At 69.4% G+C, this 20,671-nt stretch carries 17 protein-coding genes and 1 pseudogene; 8 read left to right on the forward strand and 10 right to left on the reverse strand.

Features of this window, described 5'->3' with window-relative positions:
• The first annotated feature begins 99 nt into the window (after nucleotides 1–99).
• Nucleotides 100–1,902, forward strand: coding sequence for an AMP-dependent synthetase/ligase (locus G6N19_RS00760; protein ID WP_193465582.1), 1,803 nt, complete (start codon nucleotides 100–102; stop codon nucleotides 1,900–1,902).
• Nucleotides 1,903–1,981: 79 nt separating this feature from the next.
• Here G6N19_RS00760 and G6N19_RS00765 read toward each other — a convergent pair whose 3' ends face one another.
• From G6N19_RS00765 to G6N19_RS00785, 5 genes are all read right to left on the reverse strand, one after another.
• Nucleotides 1,982–3,124, reverse strand: coding sequence for a glycosyltransferase family 4 protein (locus tag G6N19_RS00765; RefSeq protein ID WP_013828651.1), 1,143 nt, complete (start codon nucleotides 3,122–3,124; stop codon nucleotides 1,982–1,984).
• A gap of 67 nt (nucleotides 3,125–3,191) precedes the next feature.
• Entirely contained in the window at nucleotides 3,192–3,953 is a 762-nt protein-coding gene (locus G6N19_RS00770) for a hypothetical protein (RefSeq protein ID WP_013828650.1), read from the reverse strand.
• 64 nt (nucleotides 3,954–4,017) lie between these two features.
• Nucleotides 4,018–5,175 carry a peptidoglycan hydrolase RipC gene (gene ripC / locus G6N19_RS00775; RefSeq protein WP_232062472.1) on the reverse strand — a complete coding sequence of 386 codons (1,158 nt, stop codon included), beginning with the start codon at nucleotides 5,173–5,175 and terminating at the stop codon, nucleotides 4,018–4,020.
• A gap of 160 nt (nucleotides 5,176–5,335) precedes the next feature.
• Nucleotides 5,336–5,545: a hypothetical protein gene (locus G6N19_RS00780; RefSeq protein WP_041319764.1), complete on the reverse strand. Its 210-nt coding sequence runs from the start codon at nucleotides 5,543–5,545 to the stop codon at nucleotides 5,336–5,338.
• A gap of 189 nt (nucleotides 5,546–5,734) precedes the next feature.
• Nucleotides 5,735–7,138: an IS110 family RNA-guided transposase gene (locus tag G6N19_RS00785; protein ID WP_193465583.1), complete on the reverse strand. Its 1,404-nt coding sequence runs from the start codon at nucleotides 7,136–7,138 to the stop codon at nucleotides 5,735–5,737.
• A 254-nt stretch (nucleotides 7,139–7,392) separates the two neighbouring features.
• Here G6N19_RS00785 and G6N19_RS00790 point away from each other — a divergent pair.
• Nucleotides 7,393–9,231 (forward strand): annotated as a pseudogene (locus tag G6N19_RS00790) (DEDD exonuclease domain-containing protein); the annotation flags it as partial.
• Here G6N19_RS00790 and trpD read toward each other — a convergent pair.
• On the reverse strand, nucleotides 9,169–10,251 hold the full coding sequence (trpD, locus tag G6N19_RS21030; protein WP_162097227.1) for an anthranilate phosphoribosyltransferase: 1,083 nt from the start codon (nucleotides 10,249–10,251) through the stop codon (nucleotides 9,169–9,171). The pseudogene G6N19_RS00790 and the gene trpD overlap by 63 nt on opposite strands.
• Nucleotides 10,252–10,390: 139 nt before the next feature.
• On the opposite strand from trpD, the gene ctaE reads away from it, so the two are divergent.
• Genes ctaE through G6N19_RS00815 form a run of 5 tightly spaced genes read left to right on the forward strand, consistent with a single transcriptional unit; the run spans nucleotide 10,391 to nucleotide 15,338 of the window.
• A complete protein-coding gene (gene ctaE / locus G6N19_RS00795) occupies nucleotides 10,391–11,002 on the forward strand; it encodes an aa3-type cytochrome oxidase subunit III (protein ID WP_041317714.1) in 612 nt (203 codons plus the stop codon).
• The gene (gene qcrC, locus G6N19_RS00800; RefSeq protein ID WP_041317711.1) at nucleotides 10,999–11,874 is read left to right on the forward strand and encodes a cytochrome bc1 complex diheme cytochrome c subunit; all 876 of its coding nucleotides are present in this window, start codon (nucleotides 10,999–11,001) and stop codon (nucleotides 11,872–11,874) included. The genes ctaE and qcrC overlap by 4 nt, the downstream gene beginning before the upstream one ends.
• A complete protein-coding gene (gene qcrA, locus G6N19_RS00805) occupies nucleotides 11,871–13,043 on the forward strand; it encodes a cytochrome bc1 complex Rieske iron-sulfur subunit (protein WP_013828644.1) in 1,173 nt (390 codons plus the stop codon). Before qcrC ends, qcrA begins: the two co-directional genes overlap by 4 nt.
• Nucleotides 13,040–14,668, forward strand: coding sequence for a cytochrome bc1 complex cytochrome b subunit (gene qcrB, locus G6N19_RS00810; protein WP_013828643.1), 1,629 nt, complete (start codon nucleotides 13,040–13,042; stop codon nucleotides 14,666–14,668). Before qcrA ends, qcrB begins: the two co-directional genes overlap by 4 nt.
• 49 nt (nucleotides 14,669–14,717) lie before the next feature.
• Complete coding sequence (locus G6N19_RS00815) at nucleotides 14,718–15,338, forward strand: pyridoxine/pyridoxamine 5'-phosphate oxidase (protein WP_085975708.1); 621 nt, start codon at nucleotides 14,718–14,720, stop codon at nucleotides 15,336–15,338.
• A gap of 6 nt (nucleotides 15,339–15,344) precedes the next feature.
• Here the strand turns inward: G6N19_RS00815 and G6N19_RS00820 are convergent, their stop codons facing one another.
• The 4 genes from G6N19_RS00820 to ctaC all read right to left on the reverse strand — a co-directional run bounded on the left by G6N19_RS00820 (nucleotide 15,345) and on the right by ctaC (nucleotide 18,502).
• Entirely contained in the window at nucleotides 15,345–15,986 is a 642-nt protein-coding gene (locus G6N19_RS00820) for a DUF2561 family protein (RefSeq protein WP_041319761.1), read from the reverse strand.
• Nucleotides 15,986–16,882, reverse strand: coding sequence for an MmpS family transport accessory protein (locus tag G6N19_RS00825; RefSeq protein ID WP_163762318.1), 897 nt, complete (start codon nucleotides 16,880–16,882; stop codon nucleotides 15,986–15,988). Before G6N19_RS00825 ends, G6N19_RS00820 begins: the two co-directional genes overlap by 1 nt.
• A gap of 132 nt (nucleotides 16,883–17,014) precedes the next feature.
• Complete coding sequence (locus G6N19_RS00830; RefSeq protein WP_013828639.1) at nucleotides 17,015–17,434, reverse strand: cytochrome c oxidase subunit 4; 420 nt, start codon at nucleotides 17,432–17,434, stop codon at nucleotides 17,015–17,017.
• A gap of 9 nt (nucleotides 17,435–17,443) precedes the next feature.
• A complete protein-coding gene (ctaC, locus tag G6N19_RS00835; protein WP_081465510.1) occupies nucleotides 17,444–18,502 on the reverse strand; it encodes an aa3-type cytochrome oxidase subunit II in 1,059 nt (352 codons plus the stop codon).
• A 192-nt stretch (nucleotides 18,503–18,694) separates the two neighbouring features.
• On the opposite strand from ctaC, the gene asnB reads away from it, so the two are divergent.
• Nucleotides 18,695–20,665, forward strand: a complete 1,971-nt coding sequence (gene asnB, locus G6N19_RS00840; protein WP_013828637.1) for an asparagine synthase (glutamine-hydrolyzing) — start codon at nucleotides 18,695–18,697, stop codon at nucleotides 20,663–20,665.
• The last annotated feature ends 6 nt before the right edge of the window (nucleotides 20,666–20,671 follow it).

Raw genomic sequence — 20,671 nt, forward strand, 5'->3', positions numbered from 1 at the left:
CGGGCTTCTCCCGCCCGACAGTGAACACCGTCACATCTGCCGGGGCGCGCCTATTAGGCTGGTCGGACACACACCCGGGCTGCCAGAGAGGTCATTCGAATGCGTGAGTTCAGTGTTCCGGCGCCGTTCACCGTCGAGGAGCACGACAACGTCGCCGCGATCGTCTTCGAACACGAGCGCGACAATCCCGACCACGTCATCTACCAGCGTCTCGTGGACGGCGCGTGGACCGACGTCAGCTGCGCCGCCGCCGCCGCGCACATCCGTTCGGCCGCACTGGGTCTGATCGCGCAGGGGGTGGCCGCCGGCGACCGGGTGGTGATCTTCTCGGCGACCCGCTACGAGTGGGCGATCCTGGACTTCGCGATCCTGTCCATCGGCGCGGTGACCGTCCCGATCTATGAGACGTCCTCGGCGGAGCAGGTGCGTTGGGTGATGGAGGACTCCAGCGCGGTGCTGGCGTTCGCCGAGACCGACGCCCACGCCCAACTGGTCAACGAACTCGCCGGTGAGCTGCCCTCGCTGCGGCGGGTGCTGACCATCGACGGGTCGGGCGCCAAGGCCTTCGATGAACTCGCCGAGGCCGGCGCGGGCCAGGACCCGGCGCAGCTCACCGCGCGCGGGGACGCCCTGAAGGCCACCGACCCGGCGACGCTGATCTACACCTCGGGCACCACGGGCCGCCCCAAGGGCTGCCAGCTCACCCACTCCAACCTGCTCCACGAGGTGCGCGGCACCAAAGCGGCCCTGCCGACCCTGCTGGGTCCCGACCAGCGCCTGCTGATCTTCCTGCCGTTGGCTCACGTGCTGGCCCGCGCCCTGACCCTGGCGGCATTCACCAACCGGGTCACGGTCGGATTCACCAGCGACATCAAGAATCTGGTGCCGATGTTCGCGGTCTTCAAGCCGACCGTGGTGGTGTCGGTGCCGCGGGTGTTCGAGAAGGTTTACAACACGGCCGCGCAGAACGCCGCCAACGATGGCAAGGGCCGAATTTTCGAGATGGCCGCCCAGACCGCGGTGGACTGGAGCGAAGCCCTCGACCGTGGCGGCCCCGGTCTGCTGTTGCGGCTCAAGCACGCGGTGTTCGACAAGCTGGTCTACCACAAGCTGCGCGCGGCGCTGGGGGGCGACTGCCGGGCGTCGGTGTCTGGTGGCGCGCCGCTGGGCGAGCGGCTCGGCCACTTCTACCGCGGCGTCGGCCTGTCCATCTACGAGGGCTACGGGCTGACCGAGACGACCGCCGCGGTGACCGTCAACCCGGTCGGCGGCATGAAGGTCGGGACCGTCGGAAAACTGGTGCCGGGCAACAGTATGCGCATCGCCGAGGACGGTGAGTTGCTGGTCCGCGGCGGGGTGGTGTTCAGCGGCTACTGGCGCAACGACCAGGCCACCGCCGAGGCGTTCACCGACGGCTGGTTCAAGACCGGCGACCTGGCCGACATCGACGCCGACGGCTACCTGAAGATCACCGGCCGCAAGAAGGAGATCATCGTCACTGCGGGCGGCAAAAACGTCGCACCCGCGGTGCTCGAGGACCAGCTGCGCGCGCACCCGCTGATCAGCCAGGCGATGGTCGTCGGCGACGCCCAGCCGTTCATCGGGGCGCTGATCACCATCGACCCGGAAGCCCTGGAAGGCTGGAAGCAGCGCAACAGCAAGGCCGACATCGCCACCGCCGCGGACCTGGCCACCGACCCGGACCTGCTGGCCGAGGTGGACGCGGCGGTCAAACAGGCCAACCTGGCAGTCTCACACGCCGAGTCGATCCGCAAGTTCCGGATCCTGCCGGTCGACTTCACCGAGGCCACCGGTGAGCTGACCCCGACGATGAAGGTCAAGCGCAAGGTGGTCGCCGAGAAGTTCGCCGACGCCATCGAGGCGATCTACACCAAGGACTGACCGGCGGTTCCCGGCGCCCAGTGAGCGGTTTGGTCGGCTTTTCGTGGAAAAACGCGACCATTCCGCACCATCGGCGTCCTCACGCCTGCAGCAGGTCGGCCATGCGTCCGGCCAGGGTTTCCCAGCGCCAGTCACTCATCACCCACTCCCGCCCTGCGGCGCCCATCGCGGCGGCGCGGTCGGGGTCGGCCAGCAATCCGCTGACGGCATCACCGATCTGCTCCACGGACCGGCCGTCTACTACCCGCCCGGTCCGGTTGTCCAGCACGGTCTCCGGTGCGCCGCCCGAGTCACCTGCGACCACCGGCACTCCCGCCGCCGACGCCTCCAGGAACACGATGCCCAGCCCCTCGACGTCGAGCCCGGCGCCACGCGTGCGGCATGGCATCGCGAAGACGTCGCCGAGCAGGTAGTAGGCGGGCAGCTCGGCGGCCGGCACGCCACCGGTGAACGTCACCGCATCGGCGACCCCGCACTCGACGGCCAGCCGCCGCAGTGTGTCGGCATACGGGCCGCCGCCGACGATCACCAGCGCGGCGCCGTCGACCCGGCGCCGGATCGCCGGTAACGCGCGGATCAGCATGTCCTGGCCCTTGCGCGGCACCAGCCGCGACACGCACACCACGGTGGGCCGACCGCCCAGCCCGTGGCGGGCCCGCAGTTCGGTGCGGGCGCCGGGGTCGGGGCGGAAGCGGTCGGTGTCCACCCCGGGCGGCAGGTGCTCCAGCGCGGCGTGGGGACCGAACGCCGATGCGAACCGGCCGCGGGTGTAGTGGCTGACGAAGGTGACGGTGTCGCAGGACTCGCCGATCCGGCGCAGCACCGAGCTCGCCACCGGCAGCATCGACCAGCCGACCTCGTGGCCGTGGGTGCTGGCCACCACCCGGCCGGCACCGGCGGCGCGCGCCCGCTGCGCCAGCAGCGCCAGCGGCGCGGCCGCGCCGAACCACACCGTGTCGACGGCCTGTTCGGCGACCAGGCGGCGCATCCGGGTATCGACGGCGCGACCCGGCAACATCAGCGTGCCCGGGTGGCGGACCACCTGGTAGCCGGTGGATTCCGCCGCCTCGTCGAAGGCGTCGGCGCCCTTCCACTGCGGCGCGTACACCGTCACGTCGTGGCGGCCTGAACCGGCAATACGGCGCACCAGCTCTTCCAGATAGCTCTGAATGCCGCCGGGGCGCGGCGGAAAATCGTTGGTAACCAGCAGCACCCGGCTCACTGCAGGGATGCTAGCCGGATGACGATGCGGACCGCCCGCGGCCCGGCGAGGAATCGGGCGATCAGGCTCAGCCGCGCCACTGCTGCCATCCCGCGAGCAGGTCCGGTAGATCCACGCCCAGCACCAGCGGCACGGCGACGGCGGGCTCGACGTGCCCGGGACCACAGGCCGACAGGTAGAGCTCGCGCAGCTTGGCCGGTCCGAACCGGGCGGCGACGAACCGGGCGAAGTGCCACGCCCGGTCGTAGGCCTGGCTCCGCCGCGGCCCCGGTACGACCAGGTCGGCGTCCGACGGCAGGTCGGCCGTGGCCAACGGCGCCGGGGGCGCCCCGGCCGGTTCCCGGGCGGGACGGGCCACGAAATCGGCGACGCCCTCGACCAGCCAGCGCGGCGCGTCGAGAGCGGTGTCGGCGCGGGCCGCGTAGTGGAAAAGCTCGTGGCTCAACACGATTCGCAGCGCCGGAGTGCTCATCGCGGCCGCGCCGGGGGCGAAGACGATCCGCTGACCGGCGGCCACCCGGCGTTCGGGATCCACCCGGTCGGCCACCGCGACCGCCGCGACGTCGGACCACTGCGTGACATCACCGGCTGCGCCGCCGGCCAGCGTGGCGAATTGCCGATCCGAGCCGGTGGCCGTCAGTCGGATGTGGTGCGACCAGTCGGTCCCCCAGAACGCTTCGACCGCCTCGACGGCAGATCCGATGTCAGCGGCCACCCGGGACAGCAACGCCTCACCGGGCGGGCCACCGCGATTCTCCAGGACGACGCTGCGGTGATCCCCGACGATCAGCGGCGCATCCGCCGGCGGCGGTGCCGGGACGGCCAGCATCGCGGCGCCGCCGATCAGCTCGGCCGCCAGCAGCGCGGCCAGCAGGCGGCGGAGTCCGCGGCGCTCAGTAACGGCGCGCGTTGTGGATCGGGCCGGATGAGGTCATCGGCACCACCCGGACCGGCTGGCCGTAGGTGGACGAGTGGATCATCATGCCGTCGCCGACGTAGATGCCGGAGTGGGAGGCATCCGAGTAGAAGGTCAGCACGTCGCCCGGCTGCAGATCCGACAGCGCCACCGGCTGTCCGCCGCTGGCCTGCGCCTGACTGGAGTGCGGCAGGTTGATCCCGGCCTGGTTGAACGCCCACATCACCAGCCCCGAGCAGTCGAACCCACCCGGCGCGGCCCCGCCCCAGACGTACGGGGTGCCGACCTGGGTCAACGCGGCTTGGACGGCGGTCGCGGCACCGCCGCTTCCACCACCGGGCGCGCCCATCTCCATCGGGGGTGGCGCATCGGAGCCGGGGATCGGGAACCCGGGGATTCCGAATCCGGGAGCCGGGGGCTGTCCGTCGGGGCCGGGCTCGCCCGGTGCGGCTTCCGGGACCGGCCCGGGCTCGGCCATCGCGGTGCGCTGCTGCGGCGTGAGCGCGTAGTACTGCGATTTGACCACCGAGATCTGCAGCTGCAGCCGGCTCTGCTTGGCCTGTAGTTCGGCGCGCACCGCGGCGGCCTGCTCGGCCGCGGTCCGGGCCTCCTCGGCCGACTTGGCGGACGCCTGCTCGGCCTGGTCGGCCTGCTCGCTGGCGACCCGGAACCGCTCCAGCTGCACCGACAGGTCGCTGGCAACCACCCGCTGCACGGCGAGCTTGTCGATCAGCTGCTGCGGTGACTCGGCGGTCAGGATGGCGTCCATGCCCCCGACCCGGCCACCCATGTAGGTGGTGGCGGCGAACCTGTTGACCGCCGAACGGTAGCTGGACAGTTGTTCCTTGGCGGCGGCGAGCGCGGCCTGGTCGTCGGAGTGTGCCCGGTCCGCGGCCTGCTGTTCGGCCAGTTTCCGGTCGAGGTTGAGCTGTGCGGTGTGCATCGCCTCGGTGGTCTGCTCGGCCTGGCGGGACAACTCGCTGAGTTTCGCCAGCGCGTCGTCGGCCGGATCGGCATACACGCTGCCGGCCCAGGTGCCGGTCAGAGTCGTAGCGCCGACCACCAGGGCCGTTGCGACACCGAGAGCAGGACGCCTAAAAGCACGCAGATTCCACCGCATACGTTCGAGCTTCAAGATTGCATCCTTAACACTGCCCAGGGAGGTACGTGGCCGTGCCGCCGCCGAAAGTACGTAAGGTCTCGAACAGGTTACGAAATGGCAACGGCGTTGTCCATCGCGAGCTGCCACTTTAACACCCGGCTTCGGCTGAGCCCGAAGCGGTGGGCCCCTGGGGTCAGGCCACGCCGGAGCGGCGCGCCGGGCTGCCGTCCCGGCGGATCGGGACCAGACGCAACCGCGGCGCCATCCCGGCCTCGGCGAGCACGTCCAGGGCCGCCCGCTCGTCCTCCAGCAGCTCGGTGGGCACTCCCAGCAGCACGCTGACCACGCAATCCCGGCAGGCGGGTCCCCGTACCGCGCAGTGGTCACAGTCGATCACCACCAGCTCCGGGTCGACGCGCGGTGCATCAGTGCGCTCCGAGTGGCCCGAGTGGCCCGTGCGCTCTGAGTAGCCCGAGTGGCCCGTGCGCTCCGAGTGGCCCGAGTGGCCCGAGATCTGTCCCATTAGTGATTCCTCTCGATCGGTTGCCGGCACGCTAACCGTGCCCACCGACAGCTGAGTTCCTAACCGGAGTCAAGCCACGTGTTGGCTCGTAGGCTGGGTGTCGGCGGGCCCGGATGTTGGAGCGCTTGGCGACTCCTGTGACTCCTGGCCCGCCGCCTCCTTGCGACGTTCGCGCATTCTCTTGTGCCGGACGTTGTCGCGTCGGCGCGGTTCGAGTTGGTAACGCTGCTGGACGATGATGCGACCTTCGGCCTCGGTGATCACGGTGCCGTCGACATCGCGCAGGACGTAGTGCTCTCCGTTGCGCATGCAGGCCGCGATCCGGGTCAGCATGATCGTTGCCAGGTGGCAGATCGCCGAGGAATGGTGCCGGTCGCCGGCCATCAGGCGCTGGTACTTCGCTGCGATCTGGGGATCGACCTTGCGGGCGTGGTCGGCGGCCGCGAACAGCATCTCACGCAGCAGTGGGTCGCCGGCTTTAGTGATGCTGGACTCGACTTTGCTGACCCCGGATTGGCTGACTCTAGGCACCAGGCCGGAGTAGGCGCGGACCGCGGCCAAGGACGTGAACCGGTGGGGATCGCCGATCCGGCCGGCGATCACGGCGCTGATCGTGGGACCGACGCCGGGTGCTGAGGCGACGATGCCGTCGGGGTCGGCGTCGGCGTAGAGGTTCGCGAGCCGCTCGTCGATCTCTTTGATCTGACCGGTCAGGAACAGCGCCTGTTCGGCCTCGTGGGCGATGTCGGCGGCCAGTTCGGCGAAGTCCATCCCGTCGCCATCCCCGGTGTCCCACAGTGCGAGAGTCTCTTTCGCCGCGAGAATTAGCGCAGCGGCCCGGTCCTCGCGCCAGGCGCCGCGGGAACGGCCGATCAGGAACCGGGACAGGCGGGCCTGGCCGAGCCGGATCACCACGTGCGGGTCGGCGTAGCGGGCCAGGAACTCCAACGCCGCGATGCCATAGCGAGCGTTCATGGCCTCGTACCAGGCCGGGCCGAGAAGCTCGGTCAGCGCATCGAGTCGGGCGAAGACTGCAGTACGGCGTTTCACCATCGTCGAGCGCTGCTTAGTCAGCCGGCGCAACGGATCGGCCGGCCCCTGCCCTGAATACTCGCGCAGCCCTTCGGGATGCAGCAGCGGCAGCCGCGCCAGGAGCTCGGAGTCGATCCGATCGTTCTTGGTGTGCTTGGAGTAGTACTTACGCAGGTCCGACGACTGCGTTGTAGGGACCATCACCACCTTCGTGCCGCGGCGGCGGAACCACTCCGCGACCACGATCCACGCGTTCCTCGTAGGCTCGACCACCACGGTCAGCTCGCCCGGGTCTTCAAGGTCGAGGTCGTTCCAGAGCCGCTCCAAATCCGCCGGCCTGGTCCAGAACTTCCGGCCCCGCCACACCGTCTTCCCGTCAGCGGCGAGGGTCGCCTGATGCGCAGCCCGACAGGCCACGTCGATACCTAACGTCAACGCCATCGTCGTCCTCCTGTCAGTCACTTCGGATTCCCAGGTGACTGACCACCACGGCCACGGCCCAGACATTCTCTAAGCAGGAGTCCCGCACCCAGGCTGGCTCCAAGTTCCCGAACAGGGACACCGCTCGACCAGACACCGGGCCCGCGGGCGGCCACTCAGATGCCAGGGATCACCACGTGTCCCGGTCGGTAGCCTCGACCGCCCACGGACCCACTCAAAGGCTAAATGTCGGTGCGTCGGCCTAGGTTCGGGCCATGACGTCGCGCGCTGACGCCGGGCAGCTGAGTTTTGTGCAACTCCAGGCCCAGCTCGAAGCCACACCGGCCGCCAAGGCACTGCGGGAGACCACCTTCGTGGTGGTGGACCTGGAGACCACCGGCGCGCGCGCCTCCCCCGGCGTCGACGGCGCCGTCGACGCCATCACCGAGATCGGCGCGGTCAAGGTGCGCGGCGGCGTCGTCGAGGGGGAGTTCGCCACCTTGATCAATCCGCAGCGCGGCATCCCGCCGCAGATCGTCCGGTTGACCGGGATCACCACCGCGATGGTGCACGACGCGCCCACGATCGATGCCGTCCTGCCGATGTTTCTGGAGTTCGCCGGGCTCGGCTCGGCCCGCAAGGGCGGCGATGACACCGTGCTGGTCGCTCACAACGCCGGGTTCGACGTCGGGTTCCTGACCGCCGCCGCGCAACGCTGCGGGCTGGGCTGGCCGCGGCCGCCGGTGCTGTGCACGGTCCGGCTGGCACGCCGGGTGCTCAGTCGTGAGGAGGCGCCCAGCGTGCGACTGGCCGAGTTGGCCCGGCTGTTCGCGGTCAGCACCACACCCACCCACCGGGCACTCGATGATGCCCGCGCGACCGTCGACGTCCTGCACGCCCTCATCGAGCGGGTCGGCAACCAGCGGGTGCACACCTTCGCCGACCTGCGCGCCTATCTGTCGCACGCCACCCCGGCCCAGCGCCGCAAACGCACCCTGGCCGAGGCGCTTCCGCACCGGCCGGGTGTCTACCTGTTCCGCGGGCCGTCCGACGAAGTGCTCTACATCGGCACCGCCACCGACCTGCGCCGCCGGGCCGGTGGGTACTTCAACGGATCCGATCGGCGCAGTCGCATCACCGAGATGGTGGCCCTGGCGACGCGGATCGACCACGTCGAATGCGCGCACCCACTGGAGGCCGGGGTACACGAGCTGCGCCTGCTGGCCGCACACGCCCCGCCGTACAACCGGCGGTCGAAGTTTCCGCGGCGGTGGTGGTGGATCACGCTGTCGCAGGAGGCCTTCCCACGGCTGTCGGTGGTGCGCGCACCCCGGCACGACCGGGTGATCGGCCCCTTCCGTTCCCGCGCCGACGCCGCCGCGACCGCCGCGCTGCTGGCACGCTTCACCGGAATCCGAACCTGCACAACGCGGTTGAGCCGTACTGGCCGGCACACCTGCCCGCCGGCCGAAGTCAGCCCGTGCCCCGCCGCGCCCGACATCACCGCCGCGCAGTACGCCGCAACCGTCCAGCGGGCCGCCGCGTTGATCGACGGCGCCGACAACAGCGCGTTACGCTCCGCGGTGCACCAGGTGACCGCGCTGGCCGCTCGGGGCCACTACGAGAGCGCCGCACGACTGCGCGACCATGCGGCGACCACCATTGAGATCCTGTGGCGAAGCCAGCGCGCCCGCGCGCTGGCCGCGCTGCCGGAGTTGGTGGCCGCCGCCCCGGACGGCACCGGCGGGTGGCGGCTCGCGGTGATCCGTCATGGCCGGCTGGCCGCCGCCGGCAACGCGCCGCGCGGCGTGCCGCCGATGCCGGTCGTCGACGCGATCACGCTGGGCGCCCAGGCGGTGAGGCCCGAGCCCGCCCCGGCCGGCGGGGCACTGGTCGAGGAGACCGCGCTCATCGCCCGCTGGCTGGCGGCTCCCGGAGTGCGCATCGTGCGGGTCGAGGGCGCCGCCGAAGGCGGCGGCTGGGCAGAGCCGCTGGCCTCGGCCGGGGCGTGGATGGCGTGGGCGGCCCAGGCCCGCTCGGCCCGACTGGCCTCAGAGCTGAGTGCCGAAGCGGACCCAACGAGCGAGCAGTTGTTCGGCCGCACCGCTGTCTATCGCCGCGACAGCGCGCTGCAGCCCGTCCTCCCAGGCCGGCAGCCATTCAGCGCTGCTGGATAGCCCGGCATACGCCACGATCGCACCGGCGGCATTGAGCACCACGGCGTCGCGTACCGGACCCGGCGCCCCGGCCAGCACCGACCGGGCCTCCTCGGCGTTGGCCTGCGCGTCGCCGCCGAGCAGCTCGTGCACCTCGGCGCGGGCGAACCCGAACCCGGCCGGGTCGAAGGTCAGCCGGTCGATCGTCCCGGCCTGCACCCGCCAGATGGTGCTGGTCGTGGTCGTGGTCAGTTCGTCGAGGCCGTCGTCGCCGTGCACCACCAGCACGCTGGCCCGCCGGGCGGCGAACACCCCCGCCATCACCTCGGCCAGATCACCGAACGCGCAGCCGATCAGGCCGGCCCGCGGCCTGGCCGGGTTGGTCAGCGGGCCCAGCAGGTTGAACACCGTCGGCACGCCGATCTCGCGCCGCGCCAGCGATGCGTTGCGGTAGGACGGCTGGAACTGCGGCGCGAAGCAGAACCCGATGCCGACCTCGGCGACGCTGCGCGCGACGGCGTCGGGGCCCAGATCGATGCGCACCCCCAGCGCCTCGAGCGTGTCGGCGCCGCCGGACAGCGAGCTGGCCGACCGGTTGCCGTGTTTGACCACCGGCACCCCGGCGGCGGCCACCACGATCGCGGCCATCGTGGACAGGTTCACGGTGTTGGCGCCGTCCCCGCCGGTGCCCACCACGTCGACGGTCTCGGTGCCGATCTCCTCGGTGGGAACCTTGCGACCGTGCGCCAACATGACGTCGGCCAGCTCCCCGACCTCGGCAGCGTTGGGGCCCTTCATCTGCATCGCCACACCGAAGGCCGCGATCTGGGCCGACGTGGCGGCACCGGCCATGATCTGCTCCATCGCCCAGGCCGCCTGGCCCCGGGGGAGGTCCGCGCCGGACGTGAGGCACCCCAGCACCTGCCGCCACTGTGCTATCTGCGCTATCGGCTGCGCCTCACCACCGGGCTCGACCACGCGCAGATCGTCGCACGCGGCCCACCGGCCACCAAAGCCGCCCGGAAATACCGCAGGTGACGGCCTACACCACACCATTTCTGATGAATTGCCCGCCCCGGGTGGAGATCTACAACTACATAGCGTCATACTTGCGGATGTGACGAGCGCTGTGGGGTCCTCGGGTACTGCCATCACGTCGCGTGTGCATTCGCTGAACCGTCCCAACATGGTCAGCGTGGGCACCATCGTGTGGCTGTCCAGTGAGTTGATGTTCTTTGCCGGGCTTTTCGCCATGTATTTCACGGCCCGGGCACAGTCCGGTGGCGCCTGGCCGCCACCACCGACTGAGCTGAACCTGTGGCAGTCGGTGCCGGTGACGCTGGTGCTGATCGCCTCGTCGTTCACCTGCCAGATGGGCGTGTTCGCCGCCGAGCGCGGCGACGTGTTCGGACTGCGCCGGTGGTATCTGGTGACATTCCTGATGGGCTTGTTCTTCGTCTGCGGTCAGGGCTACGAGTACTACCACCTGATCTCGCACGGCACCACGATCCCGTCCAGCGCCTACGGCACCGTGTTCTACCTGACCACCGGGTTCCACGGCCTGCACGTCATCGGCGGGTTGATCGCATTCGTCTTCCTGATGCTGCGCACCACGATGAGCAAGTTCACCCCGGCGCAGGCCACCGCGTCGATCGTCGTGTCGTACTACTGGCACTTCGTCGACATCGTGTGGATCGCACTGTTCGCCACGATCTACTTCATCCGATGACCAACCGCCCGATGAACAGGAGTGTCCGGTTGAAGACACTGAGGAAGTGGGCCCGACCTCACCACAACCAAACCGTCGCCCGGCGTCGGCTCCGGCGTCGACTGTCCGGCGGCCTGCTGCTGCTGGTCGCGCTGGCCATGGCCGGTGGACTGGCCGCTGTGGTGACCCCGACCCCGCAGGTGGCCGTCGCCGACGAGTCCGCCTCGGCGCTGCTGCGCACCGGCAAGCAACTGTTCGACACCTCGTGTGTGAGCTGCCACGGCGCCAACCTGCAGGGTGAGCCCGGACGTGGACCGAGCCTGATCGGCGTCGGCGAGGCCGCCGTCTACTTCCAGGTCTCGACCGGGCGGATGCCCGCAGCCCGCGGTGAGGCCCAGGCACCCCGCAAGTACCCGCTCTTCGACGACAACCAGATCGACGCCCTGGGCGCCTACGTGCAGGCCAACGGCGGCGGCCCCACCGTGGTCCGCGACGCCGACGGCAGCATCGCGCAGGCCTCGCTGCGCGGCGACGACCTGGGCCGCGGCGGCGACCTGTTCCGGCTCAACTGCGCGTCCTGCCACAACTTCACCGGCCGGGGCGGCGCACTGTCCTCGGGCAAGTACGCCCCGGACCTGGCACCGGCCAACGAGCAGCAGATCCTGACCGCGATGGTGACCGGCCCGCAGAACATGCCGCGCTTCTCCGACCGGCAGATCTCCATGGAGGAGAAGAAGGACATCATCGCCTACGTCAGAGCCGTCACCGAGGAACATGATCCGGGCGGTTACGGGCTCGGCGGCTTCGGTCCGGCGCCGGAGGGCATGGTGATGTGGATTGTCGGGATGGTCGCCGCCATCGGCGCGGCTTTGTGGATCGGGGCACGCTCATGACCGAGGTCGGCAAGGACACCGCCATTCCCGACGGGGCCGAGCTGGCCGCGATGAACACCGAGGAGCTGCTGGCACTCGGGGGCCGCATCGACGGCGTGGAGACGATCTTCAAGGAGCCGCGCTGGCCGGTCGAGGGCACCCGGGCCGAGAAGCGGGCCGAGCGTAGCGTCGCCGGCTGGTTTCTGGCCGCCGGCGGCTTCGGCCTCGCCCTGCTGCTGATCTTCGTGTTCTGGCCCTGGGAGTACGCCTCGGTGGACTCCGCGGGCGGGTTCGCCTACTCGTTGGCCACTCCGCTCTACGGGCTGACCTTCGGGCTCTCGGTGCTGCTGCTCGGCATCGGCGCGGTGATGTTCGTCAAGAAGTTCATCCCCGAAGAGATCACCATCCAGGAGCGCCACGACGGCAGCTCCGCCGAGCTGGACCGTAAGACGGTCGCGGCACAGCTGACCGACGCATTCGAGGGCTCGACGATCGGGCGGCGCAAGCTGCTCGGGGCGTCGCTGGGCATCGGATTCGGCGCGTTCGGGCTGGGCACCCTGGTGGCCGGGGCCGGCGGCCTGATCAAGAACCCGTGGAAGCCGGTCGTCGACACCGCCGAAGGCAAGAAGGCCATGCTGTGGACCTCGGGATGGACCCCGCGCTACCACGGCGAGACCATCTACCTGGCCCGCGCCACCGGTCACAGCACCAATTCGCCGTTCATCAAGATGCGTCCCGAAGACCTCGACGCCGGCGGCATGGAGACCGTCTTCCCGTGGCGGGAGTCCGACGGCGACGGCACCACCGAGGAGTCGCGCGAGAAGCTCACCGAGATCATGATGGGCGTCCGTAACCCGGTGATGCTGATCCGCATCCGGCCCGACGACATGCCCAACGTGGTCAAGCGTAAGGGCCAGGAGAGCTTCAACTTCGGCGACTTCTTCGCCTACACGAAGATCTGCTCGCACCTCGGCTGCCCGTCATCGCTGTTCGAGCAGCAGACCTACCGGATTCTGTGCCCGTGCCACCAGTCGCAGTTCGATGCGCTGCACTTCGCCAAGCCGGTCTTCGGCCCGGCGGCGCGCGCACTGGCCCAGCTGCCGATCACCATTGACACCAATGGGTATCTGGTCGCCAACGGCGACTTCGTCGAACCTGTCGGACCGGCCTTCTGGGAGCGCACCTCATGAGCCCTGCAATCGGCGATCTGCTCGCCCGCCAAGCAGACGACATCGACACCCGCTACCACCCGGCGGCGGCACTGCGACGCCAGTTCAACAAGGTCTTCCCGACGCATTGGTCGTTCCTGCTCGGCGAGATCGCGTTGTACAGCTTCATCATCCTGTTGCTGTCCGGTGTCTACCTGACACTGTTCTTCGACCCGTCGATGGCCGAGGTCATCTACCACGGCGTCTATCAGCCGCTCAACGGGGTGCAGATGTCGCGCGCCTACGAAACCGCACTGAACATCTCCTTCGAGGTGCGCGGCGGGCTGTTCGTCCGGCAGCTGCACCACTGGGCGGCGCTGATGTTCGCCGCGTCGATCATGGTGCACCTGGCGCGCATCTTCTTCACCGGCGCGTTCCGCCGGCCTCGCGAGGCGAACTGGGTGGTCGGGTCACTGTTGTTGATCCTGGCCATGTTCGAGGGCTACTTCGGCTACTCGCTGCCCGACGACCTGCTGTCCGGTATCGGCATCCGGGCCGCACTGTCGTCGATCACGCTGGGTATGCCGGTCATCGGCACCTGGTTGCACTGGGCGCTGTTCGGCGGCGACTTCCCGGGCACCATCCTGATCCCCCGGCTCTACGCCCTGCACATCCTGCTGCTGCCGGGCATCATCCTGGCCCTGATCGGCGTGCACATGGCGCTGGTGTGGTTCCAGAAGCACACCCAGTTCCCCGGGCCCGGCCGCACCGAGAGCAACGTGGTCGGCGTGCGGGTGCTGCCGGTCTTCGCGATCAAGTCCGGTGCGTTCTTCGCCATCATCACCGGCATCCTCGGCCTGATGGGCGGGCTGCTCCAGATCAACGCGATCTGGAACCTGGGGCCCTACCGGCCATCTCAGGTGTCGGCAGGCAGCCAGCCGGACTTCTACATGATGTGGACCGAAGGGATGGCGCGGCTCTGGCCGGCATGGGAGTTCTACCCCTTCGGGCACACCGTGCCCGGCTCGGTCGGCGTTGCGCTGATCATGGGCGCGGTCTTCATCCTGCTGATCATCTACCCGTTCCTGGAGAAGCGGTTCACCGGGGACTACGCCCACCACAACCTGCTGCAGCGTCCGCGGGACGCTCCGGTCCGGACCGGGATCGGTGCGATGGCGATCAGCTTCTACATGGTGCTGACCCTGGCGGCGATGAACGACATCATCGCGTGGAAGTTCCACATCTCGCTGAATGCGACGACCTGGATCGGACGCATCGGGATGGTGATACTGCCGCCGATCATGTTCTTCGCCACCTACCGGTGGTGCCTCGGGTTGCAGCGCAGTGACCGCGACGTGCTCGAGCACGGTGTCGAGACCGGCATCATCAAGCGGTTGCCGCACGGCGCCTACATCGAATTGCACCAGCCGCTGGGACCGGTCGACGAGCACGGTCACCCGATTCCGCTGGAGTACGCCGGTGCGCCGCTGCCCAAGAGGATGAACAAGCTCGGCTCGGGCGGCGCGCCCGGCCGGGGCAGCTTCCTGACCGCGGACCCGGCTTCCGAGGACGCCGCGCTCAACGAGGCCGCCCATGCCAGCGAACGGCGCGCGCTGACCGCGCTGGCCGAGCGCCAGGACGGCGACGGCAACGGCCAGCAGCACTGACCCCGCGCGATCGGGCGAGCTGCGCGGCCTGCTGCGCGGGCTTCCGGTTCTGACCGGTTCCGCGCCGGAGTTCGATCCGGCGCGGGCACCCGGGGATCCGGTGGAGCTGTTCACCCAGTGGCTGCTGCACGCCGTCGACACCGGTGTCGCTGAGCCGCACGCCATGACAGTGTCGACGGTGTCCGGATCGGCCGGGCCGCGCCCGTCGGCGCGGGTCCTGATCCTCAAGGACGTCGACGGCGCGGGATGGCATTTCGCGGTCAGCTCGGTGAGCCGCAAGGGCGCCGAGCTGGCACGCAATCCCGCTGTGGCGCTGACGTTCTACTGGCCCGCACTGGGCCGGCAGGTCAGGGTCGAGGGAGTTGCGCATGCCGACCCACCGCAGCTGACGGCCGAGGACTTCCGGGCCCGCTCCGAGGGCGCCCGCGCGATGGCGTTGACCGGGCGCCAGAGTCAGCCCTACTGCGATCCCATCGAGATCAGTGAGGCACTGGCGAAGGCCCGCCTGGAGCTGGACCGGTCCCCCACCCTGGTCCCCGGCGACTGGGTCTCCTATGCGGTACGCGCCGACACCGTCGAATTCTGGCAGTCTGACCCGGATCGGCGCCACCGCAGGCTGCGTTACGAGCGCGACGGCGAGAGCTGGGCCACGACGCTGCTGTGGCCGTAAGGGGCGTCAGCCGAACCGGGACGGCAGTTCGAGCACCTCGCCCAGCCGGCGCAGATACAGCCACGGGATCACCGGCATGGCGAGCGTGATCGCGCCGGCCAGCCCGTAGCAGACCCACGAGCCGGTGTCCTTGCCGACCGCCATCAGATAGGTCGCGGCGGCGACCATGGTCAACGCACCGCCGAAGGCGCTGCCGAGTACCGTGACGCCGCGCAGCAGCACCCGGTCCACCTGCGCCTGGTTGGGCAGCAACGCCGGTCGCGTGGCGGCCGACCGGCGACCCGGAGCGTCGAACCCGCGTTGTGGCAGCGGTGCCCCCGGCCGTGGCCGCGGCCCGGCCGCCGCCGGCGGCGCGAAGCCGGCGGATCGCCGCGCCGGCCCGGCCTGCCGGGCTCGCAGCAGCACCGGGATCGCGGCCAGGATGACCAGAGCGGAGACGCCGATGACGATGTACAGCAGACCGGTGTGGGAACTCTCCGTGGGCTGGTCGAAACCCCGCCCGAGGTCGACGAGTGCGACCGTGGCCGCCACGCTCATGCCCAGCAGTGCCAGCCAGATCGCCGCGCAGACACCGAGCAGCACGCGGTCGGTGACCTCCGGGGACTGCCCCGGGTGGCCGAATCGGTCCGCGATGTTTCTGCCGACCATCAGCAGCTCGTCGCCGGTGCGTCGTTGCTGTTGGAGGACAGCACCCTGCCGTCACTGCTGGTGATCGAGCAGTTGAGCTTGCTCAGCCGCAGCATGCTGGACGCCTCCACCGAACCGATCTCCGACTGGGAGATCGGCGTCAACGTCAACGACCACGGAATGTAGGCGTTACGCTGCGTCCGCCGTTGCCCGGATGCGTCGACGTAGGTGATCGTGATCTGGTCGAACGGTGCCTTGGTGCCGGTGACCGAGTAGGTCACCTGCATCGGCTTGGCCTGCGTGGTCGTGGTGGGCTCCGGTGTCGTAGTGGACGGTTCGGGGGCGGGGGTCTCAACCGGCGGGGGCGGCGGTGGCGGCGGCTCCTCGCTCGGCGGCGGCGGGGGCGGCGGCTCCTCACTCGACGGCGGCGGGGGCGGCGGCACGGTGGTGGTCGGGATGCTGGTTTTGGTGATCTCGTCCTGCACCGGCGGCTGCGACACGGTGGTGCTGGTCGTGGCAGGAGTGGCCAGGTCGTGCGTTTCGGTGCGGGCGAACAACAGTGCCACCGACACCACCAGGGAGATCGCGGCGATGATCACGGTGACCCCGACCACCCAGGGCCAGCGCGGCGTCTTGGCGTGCGGGTCCGGCTCGTCGGGCGCGTTGTAGTTGTCGTAGTCGTACAACCGCGGGTCGGCCGGCACGTAAGGGCCGCTCAGGAATTGCTCGGACTCCGGCGCCGAATAAGCCTGCGAGTACGCCGTGTTGTCGGGGGTGGCCGCAACATCGTCGATCGCCGGGATGTCCCTGCCGCCGACCGCGCCCGGGACCGCTTCCGGAGCCGGTTCAGCGACCGGCTGACCGTTGCCGGGGACGTCGTCTCCAGAGCCCGACTCCGGGGGATTCGGCCCGCTCATTCCCGCCTATCCTGTTCCAACCTGTGCGCCCACCCGCGCGCCACCCACCGCGGTCGAATTCGACCGCCGGTGGTCATTGTGCACCGGCAACCCTACCCAAACGGGTCGACACGGCGGCGCGTGCGGACCGGCTCAGTGTTTCTCGGGGCCGATGTAGTACTCGAAGACCAGCCCGGCCACGCTCGATATCACCAGCACCACGCCGGCGGTGATCAGCCACGGCAGCCACAGCGCGATCCCGACGGCGGCCACCGATCCGGACAGCGCGATCAGGATCGGCCACCAGCTGTGGGGGCTGAAGAAACCTAGCTCCCCGGCGCCGTCACTGATCTCGGCCGCCTCGTAGTCCTCGGGACGGGTGTCGAGCCGGCGAGCCACGAACCGGAAGAAGGTGGCCACGATCAGGGCCATCACCCCGGTCAGGATCAGCGCCGTGCTACCGGCCCACTCCACGCCGCCGGTGGCGAACAACGAAGTCAGTACGGCATAGACCACCCCGACCACCACGAAGAAGGTGGCCACGAACTCGAACAGCCTGGATTCGATGCGCATGGATCGTCCCTACTTGTCGCTGGCCTGCGGGGCCAGCAGGCCGCGCCGGCTATCGAACGGTTGCGTGGTGATGGCCAGGGGCTCCTGGTTGATCGCCTCGAGCGCCTCGGCGTTGCTCTTCCCGGCGATGCGCTGGCCGAGGTAGGCCTTGAAGTCGTTGGGCGAGACCACCCGGACCTCGAAGTTCATCATCGCGTGGTAAGTGCCGCACATCTCGGCGCAGTGACCGACGAACGCCCCTTCCTTCTGGATCTCGGAGACCTGGAAGGTGTTCACCTGATTGTTGCGCTCGGGCCAGGCGATCACGTCACGCTTGAACAGGAACTCCGGCACCCAGAAGGAGTGAATGACGTCGGCGGAGTTCAGCACGAACTCGATGCGCTTGCCGCTGGGCACCACCAGCACCGGCACCTCGTTCGTGGTGCCGAGTGTCTCGACCTTGTCGAAGTTGAGGTAACTGCGGTCCTCGGCGTTGAGGCCGCGGATCGGCCCGACCAGCTCCTCGCCGTGCTCGTCGACGCCTTCCGGCTTGGAAATCAGCGCGTCCTTACGCTGCTGGTCCGCGCCGTCGTAGCTCAGCGTGCCGTCGCGGAAGTCGACCTTCTGGTAGCCGAATTTCCAGTTCCACTGGAACGCGGTGACGTTGACGACCACCTCAGGGTCGGGTTCGTGGTGCAGCATCTTCTCCTGCACCACGACGGTGAAGTAGAAGATCACCGCGATGGCCAGGAACGGCAGGACGGTCAGCCCCAGTTCCAGCGGCATGTTGTAGCCGAACTGGCGCGGCAGTTCGGTGTCGGTCGCCTTCTTGCGGTGGAAGAACGCCGACCAGAAGATCATTCCCCAGACGATCCCGCCGATCACCACCGAGGCGATGACCATGCCCAGCCACAGCTTGTAGTTGGCCTCGGCCTCGGGCGTGATGCCTTTGGGCCAGCCGAAACCGACCACGTCGGTCCAGTCGAAGCTGCAGCCGCTGAGTGTCACCGCCAGTAGCCCGAGCACGCCGGCCCCCGCCAGCGGCCGAAGCAGACGGCTGAGCACAACGCCCTGCCCGCGACGTGTCACGTTGGTGCCTCCTCGAGTCACAGACCGGGCCGGCCAAAACCGGCGGAGCAGTCGAATACTACGCAGCGTAGACCACCCGAGTCACCCCGGTTCGGCTGACCTGCCGGTTGGCCGGTCCGGACGGGCCCACCACCGGCCCTGGGCAGGCCTACGCGGCCTGAGACCGATCCCGGTGCGGCATACTGAGACCCGATGTGTGGACTGCTGGCCTTCGTGCGTGCCCCGGCCGGCACCGCCGACCCCGCCGCAGCGGATTCGGGCGACCTCACCGACATCGTCACCTCGGTCGAACGGGCGGCGCACTTGATGCGCCATCGGGGGCCCGACGAATTAGGCACCTGGACCGGCGACGGCGTCGCCCTGGGCTTCAACCGGTTGTCGATCATCGACATCGAGCATTCACATCAGCCGTTGCGCTGGGGGCCCGCTGAACAGACGGACCGCTACGTTCTGGTGTTCAACGGGGAGATCTACAACTACCTCGAGCTGCGCGAGGAGTTGGCCGCAACCCACGGCGCCGCCTTCCACACCGACGGTGACGGGGAGGCGATCGTCGCCGGCTACCACTACTGGGGCGCCGACGTGCTGCCGCGGCTGCGCGGCATGTTCGCCTTCGCACTGTGGGACACCGTGCGCGGCGAACTGTTCTGCGCTCGCGACCCGTTCGGGATCAAGCCGCTGTTCATGGCCAGCGGGTCGGGCGGCACCGTGGTGGGCAGCGAGAAGAAGTCGCTGCTCGACATGGCCGCCCTGGTGGGCTTCGACGTCGGCGATGCCGGCATCGACAGGCGGGCACTGCAGCACTACACCGTGCTGCAGTACGTGCCCGAGCCCGAAACACTGCACCGCGGGGTGCGGCGGCTGGAGTCGGGCTGCTGGGCGCGGATCAGCCCGGACCGGCCGATCCCGGAGATCACCCGCTACTTCAAGCCCCGATTCGACGCCACCCCGATCAGCCGCGACACCGAACAGGCCCGCTACGACGAGATCACCGCGGTGCTGGAGGACTCGGTCGCCAAGCACATGCGGGCCGACGTCACAGTGGGCGCGTTCCTCTCCGGCGGGATCGACTCCACTGCGATCGCCGCGTTGGCGATGCGCCACAACCCGAAGCTGATCACGTTCACCACCGGGTTCGAGCGGGAGGGATTCTCCGAGATCGACGTCGCCGCGGCGTCCGCCGAGGCGATCGGCGCCCGGCACGTGGTCAAGGTGGTCAGCCCGGCCGAGTTCGTCGCCGCCCTGCCCGAGATCGTCTGGTACCTCGACGACCCGGTCGCCGACCCGGCCCTGGTCCCGCTGTACTTCATCGCCGCCGAGGCCCGCAAGCACGTCAAGGTGGTGCTCTCCGGGGAGGGTGCCGACGAGTTGTTCGGCGGCTACACCATCTACCGCGAGCCGCTGTCGCTGCGGCCGTTCAACTACCTGCCCGCACCGGTACGCCGGTCGATGGGCAAGCTGTCCAAGCCGCTTCCGGACGGGATGCGCGGCAAGAGCCTGCTGCACCGCGGGTCGCTGACGCTCGAGGAGCGCTACTACGGCAACGCCCGCAGTTTCTCCGACGAGCAGCTGCGCGCGGTATTGCCCGGCTTCTCCCCCGAGTGGACGCACACCGATGTGACCGCGCCGCTGTATGCCGAATCAGCAGGCTGGGATCCGGTGTCCCGGATGCAGCACATCGACCTGTTCACCTGGCTGCGCGGCGACATCCTGGTCAAGGCGGACAAGATGACCATGGCCAACTCACTGGAGTTGCGGGTGCCGTTCCTGGACCCGGAGGTGTTCGCGGTCGCCTCCCGGCTGCCAGTGTCGGCCAAGATCACCCGTACCACCACCAAGTACGCGCTGCGCCGTGCGCTGGAGCCGATCATCCCCGCGCACGTGCTGCATCGGCCCAAGCTCGGTTTCCCGGTGCCGCTGCGGCACTGGCTGCGCGCCGGTGAACTGCTGGAGTGGGCCTATGCCACGGTGGGCGCCACCGGCGCGGGCCACCTGATCGACGTCGCCGCGGTGCGCACCATGCTCGACGAGCACCGGGCCGGCACCGCCGATCACAGCCGGCGGCTGTGGACCATGCTGATCTTCCTGCTCTGGCACGCGATCTTCGTCGAGCGCTCGGTGATCCCGCAGATCAGCGAGCCGACGTACCCGGTCCAGATTTAAGGCCGA

The sequence above is a fragment of the Mycobacterium novum genome (assembly GCF_010726505.1).
In the GTDB taxonomy this organism is placed as follows: Bacteria; Actinomycetota; Actinomycetes; order Mycobacteriales; family Mycobacteriaceae; genus Mycobacterium; species Mycobacterium algericum.

Excerpts from the sequence above, each read along its gene's own strand:
- G6N19_RS00785 (WP_193465583.1), bottom strand. The coding sequence starts at position 7,138 with ATGGCGTTGACGTTAGGTATCGACGTGGCCTGTCGGGCTGCGCATCAG.
- G6N19_RS00830 (WP_013828639.1), bottom strand. The coding sequence starts at position 17,434 with ATGCGCATCGAATCCAGGCTGTTCGAGTTCGTGGCCACCTTCTTCGTG.
- qcrB (WP_013828643.1), top strand. The coding sequence starts at position 13,040 with ATGAGCCCTGCAATCGGCGATCTGCTCGCCCGCCAAGCAGACGACATC.
- G6N19_RS00760 (WP_193465582.1), top strand. The coding sequence starts at position 100 with ATGCGTGAGTTCAGTGTTCCGGCGCCGTTCACCGTCGAGGAGCACGAC.
- G6N19_RS00770 (WP_013828650.1), bottom strand. The coding sequence starts at position 3,953 with ATGCTGGCCGTCCCGGCACCGCCGCCGGCGGATGCGCCGCTGATCGTC.
- G6N19_RS00820 (WP_041319761.1), bottom strand. The coding sequence starts at position 15,986 with ATGGTCGGCAGAAACATCGCGGACCGATTCGGCCACCCGGGGCAGTCC.
- G6N19_RS00825 (WP_163762318.1), bottom strand. The coding sequence starts at position 16,882 with ATGAGCGGGCCGAATCCCCCGGAGTCGGGCTCTGGAGACGACGTCCCC.
- qcrC (WP_041317711.1), top strand. The coding sequence starts at position 10,999 with ATGACCAACCGCCCGATGAACAGGAGTGTCCGGTTGAAGACACTGAGG.
- qcrA (WP_013828644.1), top strand. The coding sequence starts at position 11,871 with ATGACCGAGGTCGGCAAGGACACCGCCATTCCCGACGGGGCCGAGCTG.
- asnB (WP_013828637.1), top strand. The coding sequence starts at position 18,695 with ATGTGTGGACTGCTGGCCTTCGTGCGTGCCCCGGCCGGCACCGCCGAC.